Annotated in this window: 18 protein-coding genes; 10 read left to right on the top strand and 8 right to left on the bottom strand. The window is 59.1% G+C overall.

Annotated elements, in window-relative coordinates; translation table 11 throughout:
* Window positions 1–24: 24 nt before the first annotated feature.
* Entirely contained in the window at window positions 25–1,458 is a 1,434-nt protein-coding gene (locus tag CRP02_RS14310) for an FAD-linked oxidase C-terminal domain-containing protein (protein WP_097172781.1), read from the bottom strand.
* 113 nt (window positions 1,459–1,571) lie between these two features.
* On the opposite strand from CRP02_RS14310, the gene CRP02_RS14305 reads away from it, so the two are divergent.
* Complete coding sequence (locus tag CRP02_RS14305; protein ID WP_097171541.1) at window positions 1,572–2,471, top strand: LysR family transcriptional regulator; 900 nt, start codon at window positions 1,572–1,574, stop codon at window positions 2,469–2,471.
* A gap of 9 nt (window positions 2,472–2,480) precedes the next feature.
* Here CRP02_RS14305 and CRP02_RS14300 read toward each other — a convergent pair whose 3' ends face one another.
* The gene (locus CRP02_RS14300) at window positions 2,481–3,755 is read right to left on the bottom strand and encodes a DUF3422 family protein (protein ID WP_097171540.1); all 1,275 of its coding nucleotides are present in this window, start codon (window positions 3,753–3,755) and stop codon (window positions 2,481–2,483) included.
* Between the two features lie 294 nt (window positions 3,756–4,049).
* Between CRP02_RS14300 and CRP02_RS14295 the strand changes: the two genes are divergently transcribed.
* From CRP02_RS14295 to CRP02_RS14260, 7 genes are all read left to right on the top strand, one after another.
* Window positions 4,050–4,823 carry a FadR/GntR family transcriptional regulator gene (locus CRP02_RS14295; protein WP_097171539.1) on the top strand — a complete coding sequence of 258 codons (774 nt, stop codon included), beginning with the start codon at window positions 4,050–4,052 and terminating at the stop codon, window positions 4,821–4,823.
* A 102-nt stretch (window positions 4,824–4,925) separates the two neighbouring features.
* On the top strand, window positions 4,926–6,272 hold the full coding sequence (locus CRP02_RS14290; protein ID WP_004432251.1) for a glycosyltransferase family 4 protein: 1,347 nt from the start codon (window positions 4,926–4,928) through the stop codon (window positions 6,270–6,272).
* Window positions 6,269–7,039, top strand: coding sequence for an HAD-IIB family hydrolase (locus CRP02_RS14285; RefSeq protein WP_097171538.1), 771 nt, complete (start codon window positions 6,269–6,271; stop codon window positions 7,037–7,039). The genes CRP02_RS14290 and CRP02_RS14285 overlap by 4 nt, the downstream gene beginning before the upstream one ends.
* A gap of 274 nt (window positions 7,040–7,313) precedes the next feature.
* Entirely contained in the window at window positions 7,314–7,754 is a 441-nt protein-coding gene (locus CRP02_RS14280) for an NUDIX hydrolase (RefSeq protein WP_013635535.1), read from the top strand.
* A 161-nt stretch (window positions 7,755–7,915) separates the two neighbouring features.
* Entirely contained in the window at window positions 7,916–9,421 is a 1,506-nt protein-coding gene (locus CRP02_RS14270) for an inorganic phosphate transporter (RefSeq protein WP_097171537.1), read from the top strand.
* 20 nt (window positions 9,422–9,441) lie between these two features.
* Window positions 9,442–10,179 (top strand): 16S rRNA (uracil(1498)-N(3))-methyltransferase, encoded by a 738-nt coding sequence (locus CRP02_RS14265; protein WP_179784025.1) that lies wholly within the window; start codon window positions 9,442–9,444, stop codon window positions 10,177–10,179.
* 173 nt (window positions 10,180–10,352) lie between these two features.
* Window positions 10,353–11,726 (top strand): glutamate--cysteine ligase, encoded by a 1,374-nt coding sequence (locus CRP02_RS14260; protein ID WP_097171536.1) that lies wholly within the window; start codon window positions 10,353–10,355, stop codon window positions 11,724–11,726.
* A 207-nt stretch (window positions 11,727–11,933) separates the two neighbouring features.
* Here the strand turns inward: CRP02_RS14260 and CRP02_RS14255 are convergent, their stop codons facing one another.
* On the bottom strand, window positions 11,934–12,227 hold the full coding sequence (locus tag CRP02_RS14255; RefSeq protein ID WP_097101604.1) for a DUF1127 domain-containing protein: 294 nt from the start codon (window positions 12,225–12,227) through the stop codon (window positions 11,934–11,936).
* Window positions 12,228–12,430: 203 nt separating this feature from the next.
* Here CRP02_RS14255 and CRP02_RS14250 point away from each other — a divergent pair, with 203 nt between their 5' ends.
* Entirely contained in the window at window positions 12,431–13,381 is a 951-nt protein-coding gene (locus tag CRP02_RS14250) for a LysR substrate-binding domain-containing protein (RefSeq protein WP_003515204.1), read from the top strand.
* Window positions 13,382–13,461: 80 nt separating this feature from the next.
* Here the strand turns inward: CRP02_RS14250 and CRP02_RS14245 are convergent, their stop codons facing one another.
* Entirely contained in the window at window positions 13,462–15,900 is a 2,439-nt protein-coding gene (locus CRP02_RS14245) for a DUF1217 domain-containing protein (protein WP_097172779.1), read from the bottom strand.
* 368 nt (window positions 15,901–16,268) lie between these two features.
* On the opposite strand from CRP02_RS14245, the gene CRP02_RS14240 reads away from it, so the two are divergent.
* Window positions 16,269–16,835 carry a DUF6101 family protein gene (locus CRP02_RS14240; RefSeq protein ID WP_097101602.1) on the top strand — a complete coding sequence of 189 codons (567 nt, stop codon included), beginning with the start codon at window positions 16,269–16,271 and terminating at the stop codon, window positions 16,833–16,835.
* A 77-nt stretch (window positions 16,836–16,912) separates the two neighbouring features.
* Here the strand turns inward: CRP02_RS14240 and ubiA are convergent, their stop codons facing one another.
* The 4 genes from ubiA to CRP02_RS14220 form a co-directional block, all read right to left on the bottom strand.
* The gene (gene ubiA / locus CRP02_RS14235; protein ID WP_003515201.1) at window positions 16,913–17,866 is read right to left on the bottom strand and encodes a 4-hydroxybenzoate octaprenyltransferase; all 954 of its coding nucleotides are present in this window, start codon (window positions 17,864–17,866) and stop codon (window positions 16,913–16,915) included.
* A 120-nt stretch (window positions 17,867–17,986) separates the two neighbouring features.
* The gene (locus CRP02_RS14230) at window positions 17,987–18,787 is read right to left on the bottom strand and encodes a MipA/OmpV family protein (RefSeq protein WP_097101598.1); all 801 of its coding nucleotides are present in this window, start codon (window positions 18,785–18,787) and stop codon (window positions 17,987–17,989) included.
* A gap of 279 nt (window positions 18,788–19,066) precedes the next feature.
* On the bottom strand, window positions 19,067–20,323 hold the full coding sequence (locus tag CRP02_RS14225; RefSeq protein ID WP_097171535.1) for an SAM-dependent methyltransferase: 1,257 nt from the start codon (window positions 20,321–20,323) through the stop codon (window positions 19,067–19,069).
* 167 nt (window positions 20,324–20,490) lie between these two features.
* Complete coding sequence (locus CRP02_RS14220) at window positions 20,491–22,815, bottom strand: Tex family protein (RefSeq protein WP_097171534.1); 2,325 nt, start codon at window positions 22,813–22,815, stop codon at window positions 20,491–20,493.
* Between the last annotated feature and the right edge of the window lie 140 nt (window positions 22,816–22,955).

Raw genomic sequence — 22,955 nt, 5'->3', positions numbered from 1 at the left:
CCAAGGCTACAAAGCTAAAGTACATCATCCCCTCCCCTCCAGCGGAAACACCTTGGAAGGGTTCATCAACCAACCCTCGTCAAAAGCAGCGCGAACCGCCATCTGCTGGGCAAGATCAGCCACGGCATATTGGTGCCGCATCAGGTCGCGTTTTTCGATGCCGACACCGTGTTCGCCGGTGAGGCAACCGCCCGCATCGACGCAGAGCTTCAGGATTTCATTGCCCGCCTCTTCGGCACGGGCGGCGTCTTCCGGATCGTTGGCGTTGAACAGGATCAGCGGATGCATGTTGCCATCGCCCGCATGAAAGACATTGGCGACGCGAAGGCCGAGGCGGTCGGTGATTTCGCTTGTCTTTTTCAGCACATAGGAAAGCTGGGAAAGCGGCACCGTGCCATCCATGCAGATATAGTCCGCGATGCGGCCCGTTGCGCCGAAAGCGGATTTCCGGCCCTTCCAGATCGCCGCGGCCTCCATGGCCGACTGGCATTCCCTCACCGTCTTCACGCCGTGTTTTTTCGCAATGGCGACGATATCGGCCAGCATGGCGTCCATTTCCGCCTCCGAGCCTTCGACCTCGACGATCAGCAGCGCGCCGACATCCAGCGGATATCCGGCCTTGGCGAAGGCCTCGCAAATCTCGATTGCCGGCTTGTCCATGAATTCGATGGCAACAGGAATGATGCCCGCGCCGATGATATCGGCCACGCAGGAGCCAGCTTCTTCGGAAGTTTCGAAACCGAACAGCACCGGGCGCGCGCCCTCCGGCTTGGCAATCAGCCGCACCGTCGCCTCCGTGACGATGCCGAGCTGGCCTTCCGAACCGCAAACGAGGGCGAGAAGATCGTAACCGGCAGCGTCAAGATGCTTGCCGCCCAGCTGCAGCACCGTGCCATCGACAAGCACCATTTTTACGCCGAGCAGATTATTGGTGGTGACACCGTATTTCAGGCAGTGCGCACCGCCGGAATTCATGCCGACATTGCCGCCGATGGTGCAGGCAAGCTGCGAGCTTGGGTCCGGCGCATAAAAGAAGCCTTCCGCACCGGCCGCATCGGAAATGGAGAGATTGGTGACGCCCGCCTGTACCCTTGCCGTGCGATTGTAAAAATCGAGTTCGAGGATCGCGGACATCTTCGAAAGGCCGATCACCACCGCATCTTCCTGCGGAATGGCGCCGCCGGAAAGCGAGGTGCCCGCGCCGCGCGGCACGACAGGAATGCCGTAACGGTGACAATATTTCAGCACCGCTGCGACCTGCTCGGTGGTCTTTGGCAAGGTGACGGCCAGCGGCAGGCGGCGGTAGGAGACGAAAGCGTCGGTCTCGAAAGGCACGAGCTCACGCGGCTCGTGCACGAGACAGTCCTCGGCCAGGATATCCTTCAGATCGGATATGATGCGGTCACGGCTCGATAAAACCGCCGCACGCGGCTCCAGAAACTTGATCGGCTGCGTCACCGCCCCCTCCTCCATGCACGTCTTGCCAAGTGGTATTGTTTCTTTACCACTTTGAAGGAGCGCAATCAAATGCTAAGGATTTTTTCCGTTCTGGAAATAATCGGGAGGCAACTGTGACAAATCTGGGCGATCTGGAGGTCTTCGCAACCGTTGCCGCCTCCGGCAGCATGTCGCTTGCCGCCAAGGAGCTTGGTTATTCGCCCGCTGTTATTTCCAAGCGCATCAAGCGGCTGGAAGAAAAGCTCGGCGCACGGCTGTTCCAGCGCACGACAAGGCAGATCTCGCTTACCGAAGCGGGCCAGGGCTTTTACGAACGGGTCCTTGCCGTGCTGGAAGGGCTGGAGGATGCCGAGGATTTCGTGTCCGGGCGCGCCAACACCGTCAACGGCACGCTGAAAATCTCAGCTCCCACCTCCTTCGGTCGCATGCATATTGCGCCGCATCTGAAGACGTTCATGGAGCGCCACCCGGACCTGTCGGTCAATCTGGTGCTCAGCGACGAATTCATCGATATCATCGAAGGCGGTTATGATCTGGCGATCCGCATCGCCGATCTCAATTCCTCCAGCCTCGTCGCCCGCCGGCTGGCGCCGGTGCGCCGCGTGCTGTGCGCCTCGGCGGATTATGTCGCTGCCCACGGCATGCCGGCGACGATCGAGGACCTTAAGAAGCACCGCTGCCTGCCGGCCCACAACAACGATATCTGGCGACTGGAAGGACCGGGCGGCGCGCTCAGCATCCGCCCGGAAGGCATGCTGGTCACCAATTCCAGCGAGGTGATCCGCGAGGCGGTGATATCGGGACTGGGAATTGCGTTGCGCTCCACCTGGGATATCGGCCACGAATTGCGGGCCGGCCGTCTGGTGCAGGTTCTACCCAGTTATGAGGGATCGCGAAACGTCACGCTCTCGGCGGTCTATCCGAGCCGGCAGTTCCTGCCCGCGAAGGTGCGGCTGTTCATCGATTATCTTGCCGGGCTTTACGGCCCTTCACCCTATTGGGAGCATGATTAACGCCGGTATTCAGTGCCCGCCCTCGACATGGGAGCGGCGAATGCGGCGCACCACCCACCAGACGCCAAAGACGGCGAAGGGAACGGAAAGGCCGGTGACCACGGCGGGATCAACCGGCAGCACGTCGTGGCTGATCGCCTTGGTGAGATAACCGATCAATCCGACGACGTAATAGGAGATGGCGGCGACCGACAGGCCTTCCACCGTCTGCTGCAGGCGAAGCTGCATGGCGGCGCGCTTGTTCATGGTGTTCAGGAGCACCGTGTTCTGCCGCTCCAGTTCCACGTCGATCCAGCTTCTGACGAGTGCCGTGGCGCGATAGAGCTTGCGCGACAGGTTGGCCTGCCGCTCCTCGACCGACTGGCAGGTGCGCATGGCGGGCGCCAGACGCCTTTCCAGAAAGCTGCCCATGGTCTCGTGTCCCTGAACCGGCGTTTCCGCAAGCGCGCGAATACGCTCACGCACGATGCCGTCATAGGCGCGGCTGGCGCCGAAACGATAGAGGCTGAGCGCGGCATTGGCTTCCAGTTCCGCCGCAAGCCGGGTCATCTCCGCCAGCAGCGCATCGGCCTCGTCGCGCGCGCCATTTTTCATGCGCTGGGTGATTCCCGTCAGGCCATCTTCGATGCGACGGATTTCCGGCGACAGCGTCTGCGCCATCGGCAGGCCGAGCATGGCGAGCGTGCGATAGGTCTCGATATCCAGCAGCCGCTGCACCAGCGCACCGCGGCTGTAATCGCTCAAACCCCGGTCGATCACCAGTATCTGCGTCAACCCGTCACGATCCTGACGGAAATCGGTGAGGATCGCCGCCTGCCCGTCACGCACATCGCTGTAACAGAGGCTCGTCGGCTCGAACATGCTCTCCGCATTGGGAGCCGTTGCGCCTTCTGGACGGATTTCCAGCCGTATGCCTGATATCAGGGAGCCGGGTGGTGAAAAACCGTCGCCGAACGGGTCGCCGACAATATCGCCGCCGAATTTTTCCGGCGCGGGGCCATCCCAGAACCATGTCGAGAATTCGGTATGCCGCTCCCAGCGCAGCGTGCCCTGCCCCCAGGGCATGGCATGGTGGCGGGCATCGCGTTCCGGCGGCGCGACACCCCGGCTGCGCGACATTTCCGCAATGACCGAGTGATGCACGGCAGAACCGCCATCCATCATGAAGGCAAGCTGGACGATGATGCGCGACGGCGCAAGAAGCACGGTCGGCCGCGCATGAACCTCGCCGAGAGCCAGCGATCTTTCCGGCGCGCTTGCGAAAGCAAATCTACCCTTGGCCATAGCGATATCGTCCCCGCCTGTTTCGCCGGTTTTCTAGAGCATCCATCGCGATGACGACACCGCCAATCGAAGTAGATGTAATTGTTTTGATGCACCTGACGGAGAAAACCCGCCATCACCACCCTGTCAGGGTGCAGCTTTAACAAAAGCCAGTTTAAAAAGGCAGGTGCCGTGTTGCCGCAGGCACGGCGCAGAGCTTGCGGCAGAATTGGACAGAATATTTGACCAGTGCGATACTTCGCTGATAATTTGCCTCATCGAATACGGGGCGGGATTTCGCCGGAGAATGTTGCGATGGACGAAACACTGTTCGCCCGAATAGAGCACAGCCGCACATCGCAGGAGGTGATCTTACGTTTCGAGGAGCTGATCCTCGACGGCATATTGCGGGATGGCGACCGGCTGCCCGGCGAGCGTGAGCTGGCGCAGAAGCTCGATGTCTCGCGACCGATCCTGCGGGAAGCGCTGAAGGAACTCGAAACGCGCGGCCTTCTCACCAGCCGGCACGGCGGTGGGACTTATGTGGCCGATATTGTCGGCCCGGTCTTTTCCGATCCCTTGAGCGCGCTGATCACACGCCACAGCCGGGCAACGCGGGATTTTCTGGAATATCGCCGATATATCGAAGGCATGACCGCCGAACTTGCGGCACAGCGGGCGACGGAGCCGGACAGGCGCAACCTTGCAGCTATCGTCGAAAAAATGCGGGAGGCCCATGAGGCTGGCCGCTTCGAAGAAGAACTCGCAAGCGATGTGGAATTTCACAACGCCATCGGCGAGGCGGCACATAATATCGTGCTGATGCACACATTGCGGTCCTGCTACCGGCTCCTGACCGACGACATCTTCTATAACCGCCATCTCATATTCAGTGTCGCAGGTGCGCATGACGAGGTGCTGAGACAGCATATCGCCATCCACGAGGCCATTGCGGGCGGTGATGCGGCAGCGGCAAGGGCCGCGGCGGAAACCCATATCGATTTCATCGTGGACACCACATCCAAGGCGCATCAGGCAAGGGAATGGGACCGGATTTCGCGCCTGCGGCAACAGCAGCGCAACGCCTGAAAACAGCTTCAGACGAAATGCGGCATCGCTTTTCTTCAGATTTTATGGAACCTTTTGTCCTCTTTGGTCTTTTTCTGGGGTTAATTGGAAAAATTTACCAAGATGGGACCCATGACGACCACGAGCGAAACTGAACGCTATCCAAGGATAGCTCTCATATCGACGCATGGCTATGTCGCCGCGCACCCGCCACTCGGCGCAGCGGACACCGGGGGACAAGTGGTTTATGTGCTTGAGCTTGCACGCAAACTCGGCCAGCTCGGTTACACCGTTGATCTCTATACCCGCCGCTTCGAAGACCAGCCGGAATTTGACGAGGTTGACGAGCGCGTCCGTGTGGTGCGCATTCCCTGCGGCGGGCGCGATTTCATTCCCAAGGAATATCTGCACCGCCACCTGATGGAATGGTGCGAAAACGCCTTGCGCTTCATCAAGAAAAACAACCTCAACTACTCTTTCATCAACAGTCACTACTGGGATGCGGGCGTTGCCGGGCAGCGGCTTTCCGAGGCGCTGAAAGTCCCGCATCTGCACACGCCGCATTCGCTCGGCCTCTGGAAAAAACGCCAGATGGAAACCGATTACCCGGAAAAGGCCGATACCTTCGAACTGGAGTTCAATTTCAAGGAACGTATCCAGCACGAACTCATCATCTATCGCAGTTGCGACATGGTGATTGCAACGACGCCGGTGCAGCTCGACGTCCTGATCGAAGATTACGGTCTGAAGCGCAAGCACATCCACATGATCCCGCCGGGTTATGACGACAACCGCTTCTTCCCCGTCTCGGATGCGACGAGGCAGATGATCCGGCAGCGTTTCGGTTTCGAGGGCAAGGTGGTGCTGGCGCTTGGACGCCTTGCCACCAACAAGGGTTACGACCTTTTGATCGACGGCTTCTCGGTCCTTGCGGCGCGCGAACCGGAAGCCCGCCTTCATCTGGCCGTCGGTGGCGAGAATATGGACGAGCAGGAAACCACCATTCTCAATCAGCTGAAAGAGCGGGTCAAATCGCTCGGGCTGGAGGACAAGGTGGCCTTTTCCGGCTATGTCGAGGACGAGGATTTGCCTGATATCTACCGGGCAGCCGATCTCTTCGTTCTGTCGAGCCGTTACGAGCCCTTCGGCATGACCGCAATCGAGGCGATGGCGAGCGGAACTCCGACCGTGGTAACCATCCACGGCGGGCTGTTCCGCGCCGTCAGCTACGGCCGCCACGCGCTGTTTGCCGATCCTTTCGATAAGGAAGACCTTGGCATCACCATGATGAAGCCGTTCAAGCACGAGCGGCTGTATGGGCGGCTTTCCCGCATGGGGGCGCACAAGGCGCGCAGCCTTTTCACCTGGACGGGAATCGCGCAGCAATTGCTGGCGCTGGTGGAAGGCAGGCCGCTGATGCCTGTTCTGGAAGAATCCGATTGGGCAGAACCATGGAACGACGGCGATTGAAACCGCTTCGCCTGTTTTCCACCGATCTCGACGGAACCGTCGTCGGCGATAACGCCGCTACGCGCCGGTTCCGCGATTTCTGGCATTCGCTGCCGGACGATCTTCGCCCGGTTCTGGTCTTCAACAGCGGCAGGCTGGTCGATGACCAGCTCGCCCTCTTGGAAGGCGTTCCCTTGCCGAGGCCCGACTACATTATCGGCGGGGTCGGCACCATGCTGCACGCAAGAGAGCGGGGCGAGCTTGAAAGCGCCTATACGCATTCGCTCGGTACGGGTTTCGACCGGCAAAAGATCGCCGATGTCATGGCCGGCCTGCCGGGTGTGACCATGCAGGCGGAACGCTATCAGCATGGCCTCAAATCCAGCTGGTTCCTGCATGGTGCGGATGAGAAGACGCTCAGTGATATCGAAGCCACGCTCGTTGCGGCGGATATCGATGCCCGGATCGTCTATTCCAGCAACCGCGACCTCGACATATTGCCCAAGGCCGCAGACAAGGGTGCGGCATTGGCGTGGTTATGTGGACAACTGCACATTGGTCTCGACGAATCAGTGGTTGCAGGCGATACTGGCAATGATCGGGCGATGTTCGAGTTGAACGGTATTCGCGGTGTGATCGTTGGCAATGCCTTGCCGGAGCTTCTTTCGCTGGCGAACCATGACAGCCGTTTTTTCCTCTCGCGCGCGACCGAAGCTGACGGTGTGATCGAAGGTCTCCAGAATTGGGGATTGCACACTGGCCAACGCAGTTCCGGCAATAATTCATAGCGGTTTTGCGTTCTGAATAGCGTAAAACAGAAAAAATGCAGTATTCCCGCGATCGGTCGCTGACGGTTACGTACCGGGCAAAGCCTTCGTTCGCACCCCTGCCACATCCCCTGCTGCCTACGATCTTCAACGGCATGAAGACAATCGTGGGGTATGCGTGAGAGGGGATTGGCGGGACATAAAGGATATCTATATTAGCAGTTACGACTAACAGGCGAAGAAGGATCCACACGGATTGAAGATTTTGAATCGATTGGCGACAGATGTAGGCTTGATGTTGCGCAGACCGCCGCGACAGCAATATGCAGCGCTGTGCTATCGATCGTCCAAAAAACATCATGAGCCGGAAGTCCTTTTGCTGACAAGCAGGGATACAGGGCGCTGGGTCATTCCCAAAGGCTGGCCCATGGCCAACAAGAAGGCGCATGCCGTTGCCGAACAGGAAGCCTACGAGGAAGCCGGTGTCAAAGGCAGGGTGGATAAGGCCCCCTTCGGCTTTTATGAGTATGAGAAAAAGCTGAACAGCGGCATCAATGTGCTGTGCAAGGTTCAGGTACATCTGCTCGAAGTGGCGGAGCTGCAGGACAGCTTTCCCGAAAAGGATTCCAGACGGCTTGAATGGGTCACTCCCGAAGAGGCCGCCAAACGGGTCAACGAGCCGGAACTGAAAGCGCTCATGCTCACTTTCGACAAGCGGATGGCGCTTTCGAAATAGCGTCCACGCCTGAATAGTGGCAATCTGCAGTTTGTTTTTCCAACATGGCTTTTACTGTCTTTCATTTTGGAAAGATGTGCGAGATGTAACAGTCTTTCTGTAAATTGCCTTCAGCCCGCGACATTGCCGGACGAATGGGAATGCTGGCGAACGAGGTCTGAATGGCAATAAAGCCGCCACCGAACATGAAGCCGACGCTCGACAAGGATCTCGAAAAGATCACCCGTGTCGAAGAGGCGACGCTGCACGTCACGCAGCAGCTTGCCGGCCTTGGTGCGGGGGTGATGTTCGTTGTTCTGGCAGCGATATTTGCCGGCGCCTTCGTCACGGGCACGGCGGGCGCCGTCATCATCATCGCAGCCGTTGCCATCGGCGCCTATATGGCAATCAACATCGGCGCGAACGACGTGACGAACAATGTCGGCCCGGCGGTCGGCGCCAAGGCGATGCCGCTTGCAGCGGCACTCATCATCGCCGCCATCTGCGAGATCGCGGGTGCCTTGATCACCGGCGGCAACGTCGTCGAGACCATTTCCAGCGGCATCGTCAACATCCAGACCATTCCCGACCGCACCGTGTTTTCCTGGGCGATGTTGTCGGCCCTTCTCGCCGCCGGCTTTCTCGTCAATATCTCGACCTGGACGAAAGCGCCGATTTCCACCACCCACACGGTGGTTGGCGGCGTTGCGGGGGCTGGAATGGCGGCCTATGGCATCCGGGCAGTCGACTGGCTGTCGCTTGGCAGCATTGCCTTTGCCTGGGTTCTTGCGCCCTTTATAAGCGCGGCCATCGCCATCGCCCTCCTTGCTTTCATCAAGGAATTCATCATCTACCGCGAGGACAAGATCGACGCCGCGAAGCGTTGGGTTCCTGTTCTGATCGGCATCATGACCGGGGTCTTCACCGCATATCTCATCTGGGTGGGGCGGAGGCAGATCGTCCATGTCTCGCTTGGCCATGCAAGCGGCATCGGGCTTTTGACCGGCCTCGTCGCCTGGCGGCTGTGCGTGCCGATCATCCGCAAACAATCGGTGGGATTGGAAAACCGCAACCAGTCGCTTCGAACGCTGTTCCAGTGGCCGCTCGTTCTTGCGGCTGGCCTCATGTCCTTCGCACATGGGGCAAATGACGTTTCGAACGCCATCGGCCCGGTGGTGGCAATCGTACGGGCGCTGCACGACGAGGCGGTGGAGACGTCCGCCGGCGCGCCGCTCTGGGTGATGCTGGTCGGCGCATTCGGGCTTTCCTGCGGTATTCTTCTCTATGGCCCGCGCCTCATCCGCCTTGTCGGTGAACAGATCACCAAGCTCAACCCGATGCGCGCTTTCTGCGTTTCCGTGGCTACGGCTCTGACGGTTCTCGTCGCCTCACGCTTCGGCCTGCCGGTCAGCACCACCCATACGGCGATCGGCGCCGTGTTCGGCGTCGGCTTCTTCCGCGAATGGTACACGCAGGCGTCTCGACGGCGGCAGGAACTCGTCCAGGCCGGCACCAGTCAAATCCGCCGGGCCGATCGATATCTGGACAATCCTTCCGAGATACGCCGCCGTTATCTCGTCCGGCGATCCCACTTCATGACCATCATCGCCGCATGGCTGGTGACCGTTCCCGCCAGTGCTACGCTTGCAGCACTGTTATATTGGCTTATGTCCTTCCTCTTTCTCTGACGCTGAAACCGAAAAGTCCCATGCGCGCAAATTTCCGGATGCAACGCCTGTTCGTCGAAACCCCGCTTGTTGCGGGCGCGGCGCAGGAAGCGACGACCGAACAGTTCAATTATCTCGCCAATGTGCTGCGCATGACCGACGGCGCGGAAATCCTGCTGTTTAACGGCCGCGACGGGGAATGGAAGGCGAGACTCTCCTTTCCGAGCCGCAAGAAGATCACCCTCACCCCTCTGGAACAGACGCGGCCCCAGCCGCCGGCATCGGATCTGCACTACCTGTTTGCGCCGCTGAAAGTCGGACGAATGGATTATCTGGTGCAGAAGGCGGTCGAGATGGGGGCCGGTCTTTTGCAGCCGGTAATGACGCAGCATGTGCAGGGCAAGATCCACAATACCGAAAAGCTGCGCGCCAATGCCATCGAGGCTGCCGAGCAATGCGGCATCCTGTCGTTGCCTGACGTGGCCGAGCCGGTGAAACTGAAAGACATGCTCGAGACCTGGCCCCAGGATCGACGGATCATCTATTGCGACGAGGGCGACGCGGGGCAAAATCCGCTGCCTGTCCTGCAATCCATCAAGGAACGCAAAATCGCTCTTCTGGTCGGCCCGGAAGGCGGGTTTTCCGAAGAGGAAAGAGAGCTGCTGCGCAGCCTTGCCTTCGTCACCCCCATCCCGCTGGGGCCGCGTATCCTCAGGGCCGACACGGCTGCGGTCGCAGCCCTTGCGGTCATTCAGGCATCGATCGGCGACTGGAATTGACCTATCTGGCACATGTCGTTATCGCAAAACCGCTGCACAGTTTTACGCGACATGCGCTGAACCATTGCGCTTCATGCATCTTTAAAAGAAATTCATTTGCCTCCGGATACGATCCGGCTCTATTTGCCACACATATGCCTCGCCGCAACAGAGACGTCATAACAAGGTAAGCCATGGCACGCGATACGACCGACCAGACACCCCTCTCCTCCGTCACGGAGCTTACAGATTATCTGGCCGGCGGTTGCAGAGCTGAAGCCGACTTCCGCATCGGCACCGAGCACGAGAAATTCGCCTTTTTCCGCGAGGGCAACCGGCCGGTTCCCTATTTCGGCGAGGCCAGCATTTCCGCTCTGCTGAAGGGCATGCAGGAAAAGCTCGGCTGGGAGCCGATCATGGATGGTGAAAACATCATCGGACTTGGCGAACAGCACGGTATGGGCGCCATCTCCATCGAGCCGGGCGGCCAGTTCGAACTGTCAGGTGCCCCGCTCGAGAACCTGCATCAGACCTGCAAGGAATCCAACCAGCATCTGGCGACCCTGCGCGAAGTGGCGGAGCCGATGGGCATCCGTTTTCTCGGCATTGGCGGCAGCCCGCTGTGGAGCTATGACGAAACACCGCGCATGCCGAAATCGCGCTACGCGATCATGACGCGCTACATGCCGAAGGTCGGGACCAAGGGTCTCGACATGATGTACCGTACCTGCACCATTCAGGTTAACCTCGACTTCTCTTCCGAAGCGGATATGCGCCAGAAGATGCGCGTTTCCATGAAGCTCCAGTCGCTGGCAACCGCACTGTTTGCTTCCTCGCCCTTTACCGAAGGCAAGCCGAACGGCCTGCTTTCCTGGCGCGGCGATATCTGGCGCGATACCGACAATCGCCGCTCCGGCGTGCTGCCCTTTACCTTCAATGACGATTTCGGCTTCAAGGATTATGTCGAATGGGCGCTGGATGTGCCGATGTATTTCATCGTGCGCGACGGCAAGTATCACGATTGCACCCATGTCACCTTCCGCCAGTTCATGAATGGGGCGCTGAAGGGTGAAATCGCCGAATGGGAACCGACCATGGGTGACTGGACGAACCATCTCTCCACGTTGTTCCCCGATGTGCGCCTGAAGCGCTTTCTGGAAATGCGTGGTGCCGATGGCGGCCCATGGAGACGCATCTGCGCCCTGCCCGCTTTCTGGGTCGGCCTTCTCTATAATCAGGACGCGCTTGACGCAGCCGATGCGCTGACAGCCGGCTGGAGTTTCGACGAGGTGATCGCCCTTCGCAATACCGTGCCAGCCAAGGGGCTGGCCGCGGAGATCGCCGGCAAGCCGCTTCTCGGTTTCGCCCGCGAGGTGCTCGACATTTCCCGCACCGGCCTCAAGAACCGCAACCGGCTGAACAGCGAAGGCCAGGACGAAACCGTGTTCCTGTCATCGCTGGACGAGGTTCTTGCCAAGAAGACCACGCTCGCCGAAGATCTGCTTGCGCTCTATAACGGTCGCTGGGGTGGATCGGTGCTGCCAGTATTCGATGAATATCAGTATTAAAGCATTTCGCTGAAACTGCGCAGCGGCTTTATGTCCGGACAATGCGCAAGACAGGCAAGGCGTTGCCATAAAAAAACCCGGTGCGGCCGAGGGGCCTGACACCGGGCAAAGGCAGGGTTATTGGCAAATCACCCTGCGGGGAAAACCTTATCGGTTCGCGAGCAATCCCTGCGTCTGGAGGTACACCGGAATTGCACGAACACAAGCCTAGAGCGTCTTGAACCGCGTGACTGAGCGCGTGCGTGCGGCGCGCGTCAGATGGGCGGTCGGATCTTCGAGCAAGCCGGTATTGAGCGCGTTGGTCACATCCGAGCGCGCCAGCCCGATATCGGCGAGCAGGCGATCGTCAAGCTCCGTGAGACCATTTGCGACGATACGATTGTAGATGCGCTGCACAAACGTTTTCACGGTGGAAGCAACACCGAAAGCGATGCGACGCAGGGTGTCGCTCTGCCGGCCGGTTGCGAATTCCAGTTCCATTTTCCGTTCTGCCGTGCGCATAACAATGATCCTTCCGTAACGGCACGATGTGGCACCGCTCCCGACGCACCGTGCGCGGGAAGCTGCCTTGGGTTGGGGGCCTGACGATGGTCCGCCCCGGGGTTGAGATTGATTTGCTAGGTGTCAAAATGTCGCAAGACTATTGATCAGTCCAACGAATGTTTCTAATGTGAGACATCAATCATTCTGATGGATGAGTATCAATGTCCGCACCTCTCGACATAGACCAGCTGCACACCTTCATCGCCATTGTCGATACCGGCAGCTTTACCAAGGCCGCTGAGCGCGTTTTCAAGACGCAATCCGCCGTATCCATGCAGATGCGGCGGCTTGAGGAGCGGATCGGCAAACAGCTCTTTGCAAAGGACGGGCGCGGCAACCGCCTGACGGCCGAGGGCGAGAAACTGATGAATTATGCCCGCCGCATCATTCGCCTCAACAACGAGGCGATTGCAGCCTTCGATGACAACAGGCTTGAGGGCACGTTGCGCATCGGCACCCCGGATGACTATGCCGACCGCTACATGCCAGAGATCATCGGGCGTTTCGCCAAGACGCATCCGAATGTCGAGCTTTACATCGTCTGCGAACCTTCGGTGAGCCTTGCCGAAAAAATGGCACGCGGCGAGCTGGATATAGCGCTCGTCACCCACAATCCCCGCGCCCGCTCCTCCGATGTCGTGCGCACCGAGCCGCTCTGCTGGGTCACCTCCGCGAACCATCCGCTGAAGGATGATGCGCCAGTGCCGCTGGCTGTCGGCCGGCGCGACTGTCACTGGCGCCAACTTGCCTGCTCGGCGCTCGATGCCGACGGGCGGGATTATCAGGTGCTGTTCACCAGCTGGTCTTCCACCGTGGTTGCCGCCGCCGTACTGGCAGGCATGGCGGTCTCCGTGCTGCCGGAATCGGCGCTGCGTACCGGCATGAAGGTTTTGACCGCCTCGGACGGTTTCCCACCGCTGCCGCCGGTCCAGATCGGCCTGATGAAACGGCCCGGCCTGTCGCCCTCGCTGGTGAACGCCATTACAGACCACATCACCGCCTGCCTCGACAACATCTCTCCGATGAACGTCGCCGATGAGCTGGATAACGATGTGAAGACCTACCCGAAGATGCCGCGCCTGCGCGCCGGGCACATGCTGCCGGGCTGGTGAATGGGTCCGCAAATGCGGGCGTGTGAGACGCCTTAACCAGGTAAGCTCGGCCTTTCCATCGCCCGTCTTCGCGTTGCAGCCTACCGTGCACGCAGCGATGCGACAGCCAGCAGCGTGTCGCCGCTGATGCCCACCGAGCCGCTGCCGTTGAACAGCATCATGATCGGGTTGGTGGTGTTCTGCTTGTCGTCGTACATGATGGTAAAACGGGCGATCAGCTTCTTGACCTTATCGGGGTCCTGAAAGTCCTCGATGTCGAAATATTTCTTCATCATCGCCACCTGCGTATCGACCCCGGCATTGCCGAGTTCATCGGGAATGCCGAAGGTGGTCGTGATGAAGTTCTGGATCGCGGTGTCGGCGAGAATGGAGTAATAGGACGTTGTTCCCGCCGCCATTCGCTTGAAATAGAGCGCCAGACGCACGCCCGCATTTTCTTCACCCGCCTGCGTCTCCAGCGTCTGTGTCAGATAATTGTCCAGCGTCTCGTAGAGGCCGCGACGCGTCTGGATGGAGCTGCGATCCTCGCGCAGGATATTACCGTCCGTATCGAAATTGAACGCGGTGACGAGACGGCGAAAAGCCGGGTCCATCTCCTTGTTGAGATAGCTGTCCTTGTCATCCAGATTGGACGTGAACATTTTTTGCAGCTGGTCCTTGGTGACCTTCGTCGGGTCGATGCCAAGCGATTCCATCGCGAATTTCGTCAGGCGATCATTCCCCAGAAAATCCTTGAGCGTCTTGACCTTCTGTAGCTCCGAACGGAAAAACTCCGCCTCCTTCTTGGCGGCTTCCTTTTCCTGGTCGGTTCCGAAGGCTGATTTCTTCTTGATGTAGTCGACCGACATGCTCTGGATTTCAAGTTCGGACTGCGCAAGTACCGGAGAGCCTGGCGATCCGTCAGACTTGAAGTTGAAGAGTTCCGCGAGTTTGACGTAACGATCGTCTTTCAGCGCATAAACGTAGCTCTTCTTGTCCAGCAGGTCGCTGGTCAGGGCTCTACGAACGTCCGCAATATTCACCTTCGTCGGATCGAGGCCGACCGCCTTGAGCGCATAGGTGTAAACCGCGCTGCTTTCCAGGAAGTCCGCAACGGATTTGACGTTGGCAATATCGCTCTTGAACAGCTTCAAAGCGTTTTCGTCAGCGGCTTCGTCCTTGTCGTTATAATGGTTCATGTACCCATTGGTCGTGGTAACGGTCTGGGTCGTCGTCTGCGGAGACGTACCGTCCGGAAGCGTTCCATCCGCCTTGAAATTGAACGCTTCACGCAATGCGATGTAACGTTTATCGCCATTGCCGAACTTGGCGATATAGTTGTTGGGATCGCTGAGATCGCTGGTCAAAATGTTCTCGATCGTCGCATTGACTATGGTCAAGTCATTCAGGTCGAATGCGACCTTGATGTAATTTACCAGACGCGGGTCTGCCATCAACTCATCGACGGTCTTGATCGAACCGATCTTCGATTCGAAATAATCCCTGTTCAAGGTGGCAACGGTCGGGGTCACACGCGGGGCACTGCCGACATAGGCCTGGGTCAGGATCTTGACGTTGTCGGCGGTCTGCGCCTGGCCGGCCGCAACGGTACCGTCATTGGCAAATTCGAAAGCCTGGGCCATCTGCGCCATCGTATTATATTGCGAGACGGTATTCGAGAGCTGGGTCTGCTCCGCCGTGATGGAGGCAAGGGTCGCCGCCCACTGGTCCTTCGGCGGCAGTACGCCCTCAAGCTGGGTGAGCTGATCCTGCCGGGTGGTTTTCTCTGTTTCAAGGGCGGTTCGCTGCTCTGCGGTCAGCGTGGTATCAGCCAGCGCGGTATCGATGGCCGTTATCCGATCCGTCACATCTCCATGCAACTCGATATTGCCCTTGGTCGTAAGCTTCTCCACGGCAGCGGAATAGGCCGCGCCGAACTTCTGGTTCAGATAGCTGTTCGGGTCATCGATATCGCTCGTCATCAATCCCTTGATGTGGGAATAGCTGTAGGTCTTCTCATCAACGCTGAAGACCTCGAAGATGTAGGCGCGGGTTCTATCGTTCTGAAGCAGCTGGTCCACGTTCGTGACCGTTCCGATGATCGCCTTATAATAACGGGTTTCTTCGGAAAGGCTGTCATCGAGGTTGGTGATCGAGGTGTCGTAAAGCCCGATCATCTTGTCGAGCTGCGCCTCCGTCTGCACCGTGGTGGTGGACTGCGTGAAGTTGAAGGATGCGGCAAATTCGCGGTAACGTTCATCGGTCAGCTTGTTGGCAAAGCTGTTCTGGTCGTTCAGGTCGCTTTCCAGCACCTTCTTCATGAAGGCCTTGGCATAGGTCATCTCGCCGAGACCGAAGGCATCCATGGCATAGGAATAGAGCTGGTAGTTATTGAGGAACTCGTCGACGCTTTTTACATTGCCGATGTTTTCCTTGTAATATTTCGTCTGCCGCTCGACGATCCCCTGCTGCGACACGCGTGAAATGCTTGCCTTCATATCGCGGTTGATGAGGTCGTAGCTCAGAAAAGTCGATACCATGCGAATGCCCCCTGGAGCGCCGCGCATCACGTTGGATGCGGCCCGCTCTCCGGTTTTGAATTCGCCCACCACACCTCCATCCGGACGCACGGCAGGCCTTGGCGCGACTGTGCATGACGCGCCTTGCCCGGAGCTTGAAAGAGCACAGTTTCGGGACTGAGAAAAATCGCATTGTCTCAATCGGCTTTACCTCAGCGAAACCATGCCACGGTGGGTTTTGCTAACCATTTGGGAATGCAAAGTTTTCTTAACCGCGATTTTTAAGCAGTCTCGAACATGCGGCGGATATTCTCCTGACATCAGAGGACGAAAAGTCCCGATGAGAAGACCGGAAACCGGCTCTCAGGTAAAACAAGGGTAGAATAAACATGACCAAGACCGTTCTGAAGCCCGACTGGGCCGTCGCCACACTCAGACTCGACCCGGCACGTTTTCCGCAACAGGTCACCTATGGCAGGGGCAATGGCGCAACCGATGTTGCCGTCACGCTCGATGAACGGGGCGCCGTTCTGCGAAAGGTCCTGTCCTCTTCCGGCCTGCCTTTGTCCTTCGCCCTGCCAGCCCGCGCTTTCAAGGGCGTTGCCGCCCGCGCCATCGACCATGGTGATGGACAGGTGACGGTGACGCTGGAGCTTCACCACGACGATCCGGAACTTTGCGTTCCGCTTCTCGTCGCCCATGATCTTTGCGACATCGCCGCCGACTGGCGCAGCTGGTCCGAAGCCTACCGCATTCCGATGCTGATGGTGGAGGCCGATGGCGTCGCCCGTCCGCTGGAAGAACATCTCGGCAAGGTGCGCACGAAAAACACCCGCCCGCGCCGCCGCCACTCCTATTTCGCGGAGCGCCGCCCGCGCTTTCTCGTTCGCCGCTCCACCGGTTCTCTCGGCATGAGCATGAAGATCGAGGGCAAGGAAATCATCGCCCGCAGCTGATAATCTTCAGTCAAAACAATAAAAAGCCCGGCGCGGATATCGCGGCCGGGCTTTTTGCATCTTGCCTTTCAACAACCTCACGCCAACAGAAGCGGCAGAATGAGACCGGCGAAAATCAGCACGCCGACACGGTTGTTGGATTTAAACAGCACGAGGCATTGCGCCACGTCGTCGATATCAAGCACCCAGACCTGCCGGAAAAGCATGATGGCGGCGGCGGCAAGGCCGCTATAGGCGATCAGGTTAACGCCCGCTCCCCAGAAGGACAGGGCGATCATGACGAGGGCTGTGCCATAAAGAAAAACCAGCCAGCGATGTGTGTTGTCTCCAAACAGCAGCGCGGTTGAACCGATGCCCACAGCCGTGTCGTCTTCCTTGTCCTGATGGGCGTAGATTGTATCATAACCGATCGTCCAGGCGATGGAGCCGACATAAAGCAGGACAGCAGGCCAGGCGATAGACCCGAACTGCCCGGCCCAGCCCATGAGCGCACCCCAGGAAAAGGCAAGGCCGAGAAAAAATTGCGGCCAGTTGGTGAAGCGCTTGGCGAAGGGATAGATTGCCACGAAGACCAGCGAGAATATGCCGGTGGCAATCGCAAATCCGTTGAACTGCAACAGCACCACGAGTCCGGCGAGCGCCTGCAACACGATGAAGACCTTCGCCTGCGCCCTGCTCACGCGACCGGATGGCAGCGGCCGCGAGCGCGTGCGCGCCACGGCCATGTCGATCTTGTGGTCCGCAAGATCGTTATAGGTGCAGCCCGCGCCGCGCATCGCCACCGATCCGATGAAAAACAGCGCCAGATGCCAGATCAGCGTGCCCCAGGAAAAACCGCCGCTTGCTACCGCGGCATTGGCCGCGAGTGCTGCGGACCAGAAACATGGCCACATCAGCAATTGCCAGCCGATGGGGCGGTCCCATCTTGCCAGCTGCGCATAGGGCCAGAGGGGTCTCGGCAAAATCCGATAGACCCAGTTGTTGGATGGTGCGTCGGAGACGCGGTCTGACAAATCGCTGTGGTGAACCATGGGGATGGTTCTACAGCATCGGCGGGCGAATCGGAATCGATTTCAGCACTTGGCCGTAGACACAAAAAAGCCCCGCAACGCTTTCGCGGCGGGGCTTGGGGTGGCCATATTCGCCTCGCCTCAGGGCAGCGTAAAGCCGAATTTGTAGCTTGCCTGAACGCCGATGACGAACTGGTTCTTGGAGCCGCGTTCACGCACGAGCGAGCTGTCGGCAGCGTCGCCCGTCAGGCGGCGATATTCGGCGAAGGAACCGACTTCAGCGGCTTCCGTGACCTTCCAGGTGATGGCGGCGCCGACGCCGGCGGAATGCAGGCCGCCGCCGGGGCTGTAGGGCGATGGCGCGCCGGCCGCTGTCTGCGCGGCGCTTACGCCGTAATAGCGTTCATTGTATTTGCTGCTGACCCATGTGGCGCGCGGACCGGCAGAAATTTGGATGCCGGGGGCGATATCGGTGAAGACGTCGGCCGAGAGGTCGGCGACCACGCCGCTATGGCTGCGGATGCCCTGACGGGCTTCGCCGCGAATACGCAGCCAGTCGGTGGGATAAGCCTCGGCGAAACCGCCAAGCTCGCCGCCGCGCTTGATGCGGGTCATGCCTTTCAGATCGGCCGAATCCTTCTGGTCACGCGGAGACACCAGCTTTCCGGCAAGACCCATGCTGATCGGGCCATTGTCCAGCAGCGAGATCGAGGCGCTGTCGTTGCGCGACGTGAAACGCGCGCCCTGACCCTGACGGCCGAGAGAAATGATGGGCGAAAAGCCGAATTCGTTCTTGTTGTCACCCTGATATTTCGGCGCAGAAAAACCCGAACCGCCGAGCTTCAGATACCAGTCGCCGGAGAACCAGCCATCGGCATGGGCGTTACCGACGGCAAAAAGCGATAAAACACAAGCGGCGACGGCCGCTGATGGCTTGAACATGAAAATAACCCCAGGAAACGCAATACAAACAGGTAAGCGTAGAATTAGAGGGATTCCGTTTCCATTCCATTAACCAGCGCGGGAAGAAATGCGCCTCCTGCGTTGGGGGTGGCGACAAGGCCTCAAAACCTCACCTCCGTCATGCTCGGGCTTGTCCCGAGCATCTGCAACCGCCCGATTTTACGCAACGTGGGTGGATCCTCGGGACAAGCCCGAGGATGACGTCGAATCTGCGGAGACATTTGTCGGCAATCTGTACGAGCGCCGTTCGCGCGCTCGTCAGAACATAACCTTCTCAAGCGGCGGCCGTGTCTTTTCGAACTCCAGAAGCCTCTCCTCGTTGCGGTTGATGTAATCGCGATTATGCGGAACGGCGTCGCGATCCTTGGCGAGCTGGATCTGGAAAATATGGAAATTTTCGTGGGTGAAGGCCATTTCGGACCCCGCCAGATAAAATTCCCACATGCGGAAGAAACGTTCGTCATAAAGTGCTACCGCCTCTGCCTTGCGCGCCACGAAACGTTCGCGCCAGTGCCGCAGCGTATGCGCATAATGCATGGGCAGGATTTCGATATCCTTCACCAGCAGCCCCGACTTCTGGATGGCCGGCAGCACCTCGGCAAGCGAGGGGATGTAACCACCGGGGAAAATATATTTTTCGATGAAGGGATTGGTCGCCAGTGCCGGACTGGGCTGGCCGATGGAATGCAGCACCATCACGCCCTTGTCGTCCAGAACCTCCGCCACCTTGTCGAAATAATCGCGGTAATGGGTCGGCCCGACATGTTCGAACATGCCGACCGAGACGATACGGTCGAATTTCTTCGAGGCAGGCAGGTAACGGTAGTCCTGCAATTCGAAACGAACATTGCCGGCAAGCCCACGTTTTGCTGCGCGGTCGCGGGAAACGCGCAGTTGCTCCTCGCTGAGCGTGATGCCGGTCACATCGGCACCTGCACTTTCGGCAATATACATCGCCATACCGCCCCAGCCGGATCCGATCTCCAGTACGCTCTGGCCCGGCTCCGTCATCAGCTTGGCGGCGATGTGCCGCTTCTTGGCGACCTGCGCCTCATAAAGGCTGATGCCCGGCGGATTGAAATAGGCGCAGGAATATTGCCAGTCCTCATCGAGGAAGATGTCGAACAGCTTGGCGCTCAGATCATAGTGATGTGCGACGTTGCTCTTGTTGTGGTTGACCGGCAGATGCATCCTGATGCGGGCGGCGATGATGCGGGCCATACCACGCCACACCATGCCGAAGGACAGCGCCTCGCTAAGCGTGTTGCTTTTAACCAGTGCCAGAAAGTCGTAGATGTCGCCCTCGACGAGCTGCATACGGCCTTCCATATAAATCTCGGCGAGTTTCAGCGCAGGATCGGCAGCGATCTCCTGCATGGCAGCTTCGTCGGTGAAATTCAGAACCACCCTTGTTCCGGTACCGTCACCAAATGTACGGCTACCACCCGGGCTATTGACGACAAGATTACCGTTCTTGATTATCTTTTCGAGAAGAACATGCAGAGACGACGCCATGGCACCCCCAATTGCTAAGTCTCACTTATCAATTTTTCTGACCGTATTCCTTTCGGCACAAGTTTCAAGATAGTCTTATTTCAAAAAAATTGAACGATTTCATCAAGCAAAAAGCCCCACCGGGGTTTCCGGCAGGGCTTTTCCATAGAAATCATTTCAACCGGAGGTCAGCGTCGCTTCATCGCTTCGGCCAGAGCCGCGGCAAGAGCACCACCGGATTGCGACCCTTCGTTGTGTCCCTGCGGTTTGGAATTCGCATGGCGCATGGCGCCCGAATTGCCCTTTTCGCGCATTGGCTGGGGTGCCGCCTCGCCACCGTCCTTGCGCATGGTGAGGGCAATACGCTTGCGCTTCACATCCACTTCCACGACACGGACCTTGACGACATCACCCGCTTTCACGACCTCATGCGGGTCTTTCACGAAACGGTCGGCCAGCTGCGAGACATGCACGAGCCCGTCCTGATGCACACCGATATCCACGAAAGCGCCGAAGGCGGCGACATTGGTGACGGTACCTTCCAGCAACATGCCCGGTTTCAGATCGGTGATCTCGTCCACGCCATCGGCAAAGGTCGCCGTCTTGAAGCTCGGACGTGGGTCTCGGCCGGGCTTTTCCAGTTCGGCGATGATGTCCTTGACGGTGGGCAGGCCGAATTGCTCGTCAATGAAGCGCTTCGGATCCAGCCCCTTCAGCGTGGCGCTGTCACCCATCAGCGTGCGCAGGTCGCGACCGCAGGCGGCAACGATCTTTTTCGCAACGCCATAAGCTTCGGGGTGCACGGAGGACGAATCCAGTGGTTCCTTGCCGTTGGGAATACGTAGAAAGCCGGCGCATTGCTCGAAGGTGCGCTGGCCAAGGCGCGGCACCTTCAACAGCTCCTTGCGGCTGGCAAAGGGGCCGGTCTGGTCACGGTGCGCGACGATGGCGTCGGCAATCGAAGCACCGAGGCCGGAAACCCGCGCCAGAAGCGGCGAGGACGCGGTATTGAGATCGACACCGACGGCATTCACCGCATCTTCCACGACCGCGTCGAGTGAACGGCTGAGACGGCCCTGATCGACATCGTGCTGATACTGCCCGACGCCGATGGATTTCGGCTCGATCTTCACCAGTTCGGCCAGCGGGTCCTGAAGGCGGCGGGCGATGGATACCGCGCCACGCAGGGACACGTCGAGATTGGGGAATTCCGCCGCCGCCCGTTCCGACGCGGAATAGACCGACGCGCCCGCCTCTGAAACAATGACCTTGGTGGGCTTTGCGCCGGAAGCCGAAGCCGGCATCTGTGTCAGCAGATCGGCGACCAGCTTTTCCGTCTCACGGCTGCCTGTGCCGTTGCCGATGGCGATCAGCTCGACATTGTGCTTGCGGATGAGCATGGCGAGTTCCGCCTGCGCGCCGCGCACGTCGTTCCTCGGCTGGAAGGGATAGACCGTCGTGGTGTCGAGCAGCTTGCCGGTGCCATCCACCACGGCCACCTTGACGCCGGTGCGGATGCCCGGATCGAGCCCCATGGTGGCGCGGGAGCCCGCCGGTGCGGCCAGCAGCAAATCCTTCAGATTGCGGGCGAAGACATTGATCGCCTCTTCTTCCGCACGTTCGCGCAATTCGCGCATCAGATCGAGCGAAAGCGACATGGAGAGCTTCACCCGCCAGGTCCAGCCTGCCACTTCCATCAACCATTGATCGGCGGGGCCGGCATTGCGGATATCGAACGCGGCCGCGACGGTACGCTGCGCCGGCTTGACCGGAGAGGGATCATCCGCATCGACATCGATGGTCAGCGTCAGAATTTCCTCGTTCCAGCCGCGCAGCATGGCCAGCGCGCGGTGTCCCGGCACCGTCGCCCAGCGCTCGAAATGATCGAAATAATCGGAGAATTTTTCGCCTGCCGCCTGCTTACCGTCGACCACCTTGGCGCGGAAAATGGCGTTCTGGCGCATATAGTCGCGCAGGCGTCCAAGAAGATCGGCGTTTTCCGTCATGGTTTCCGCCACGATGTCGCGCGCGCCTTCAAGCGCTGCCTTCACATCCGCCACCTCGCCCTGCACATAGGCCTCGCCAAGCTTTGCCGGATCAGCTGCGCGGTTTGCCCAGATCGCTTCGGCCAGCGGACCGAGACCGCGCTCGCGGGCGATTTCGGCGCGGGTGCGGCGCTTCGGCTTGTAGGGCAGATAAAGGTCTTCCAGCTCCGCCTTGGTGCCCGCCTGCATGATCTTGACCATCAGGGCATCCGTCATCTTGCCCTGACCGTTGATGGTATCCACAATGGAGGCGCGGCGCGCATTGAGTTCACGCAGATAGACGAGGCGTTCGGCAAGCGTTCGAAGCTGGGTGTCATCCAGCCCTCCCGTCGCTTCCTTGCGGTAACGGGCGATGAAGGGCACGGTCGCTCCCTCGTCCAGCAACGCCACTGCCGCCTTCACCTGATCGGCGCGGGCGTTGATTTCGGAGGCGATGAGCGTGGCGAGGCGGGCATTATCTGCGGTCATGGGGTTCTCTGATGTCACATCTGGAGCGGCGAACATAATGTCTGATTGTGGCGTGACAACAAGAGGCGGCAACGATTCACAGGAAAGGCTGAGTTCGAGGGAAAGACGGGCATTTCCGGCGCTTTCTCCTTGACCTTTCG

It is taken from the genome of Rhizobium sp. AN5 (genome assembly GCF_900215255.1).
GTDB lineage: Bacteria > Pseudomonadota > Alphaproteobacteria > Rhizobiales > Rhizobiaceae > Agrobacterium > Agrobacterium tumefaciens.
This window is presented reverse-complemented; position numbering and strand designations above follow the sequence as displayed.